The organism is Shigella sp. FC1967 (genome assembly GCF_001743005.1).
Classification (GTDB): Bacteria; Pseudomonadota; Gammaproteobacteria; order Enterobacterales; family Enterobacteriaceae; genus Proteus.
The window spans coordinates 1-807 of sequence record NZ_MIIZ01001121.1; the positions used below are offsets into that span (position 1 = coordinate 1).

The window sequence follows — 807 nt, forward strand, 5'->3', positions numbered from 1 at the left end:
CCCCCCAGTTCACACAGTCAATATCGCCATCGTTCTGATACATCTGCCATGCGAAATTTGCTGCCCCTAAAACAACTCCCCAAGCAAACTCTCCTGTCGGGTCGGTATTGGACATAGGGTTTCCATGCACATACCCGTAGGTGTTTACTCCATCGAATAGGCCAAGAGGGTCGCTGGTGATGTACCGCCCGGTATTCGGGTCGTAGTAACGACGCCAGTTGTAGTGGAACCCGGTCTCCGCGTCGTAATACTGTCCTGGGAATCGCAGGTTGAAGGTTGGCCCCTGGGTGGTGATGCTGGCCTTACCGAACGGGCTGTAGCTCGCCTTCCAAACCACTTGGCCGCTGATGTCGGTCAGTGCCTTCGGGGTGCCAAGGTGATCGACGTGGACTTGGTAGGTCTGTCCTGATTGAACAAAGCTCAAGGGTGTCCCATCGAGCCAGACATATTCCGCCAGCACGTCTCCAGTGGCCGCGTCCAGCTCCTCGATGAGGTTTCCTGCCAGGTCGTAAACGAACAGACGGATACTTCCATTCGCGGTCTTTGTTACACGCTGGTCCAGATGGTTGTAGGTGTAGCTTGCAGTCACTCCTGCTACCGTTGCGGCCACCAGCCGGTTCTGGCTGTCATAGGTGAAGGTATCCGTCCCCTGCTTAGTCAGGTTGCCATTAGCGTCATAGCTTCTGGAGGTTTGCCCGGCCTTCACCAACCAGTTGTTCATGTAGTTGATGGTGTAGCTCTGGCTCAGGCCATCGGTCGTGATCGAGGTCCTGTTGCCGGTGGCGTCATAGCCATAGCCCAAAACGC

Annotated in this window: 1 protein-coding gene; it reads right to left on the reverse strand. The window is 55.8% G+C overall.

The window, feature by feature from the left end:
- The coding region (locus tag BHE89_RS19120; protein WP_286146340.1) for an RHS repeat-associated core domain-containing protein at positions 1-807 on the reverse strand (807 nt) is incomplete at both ends.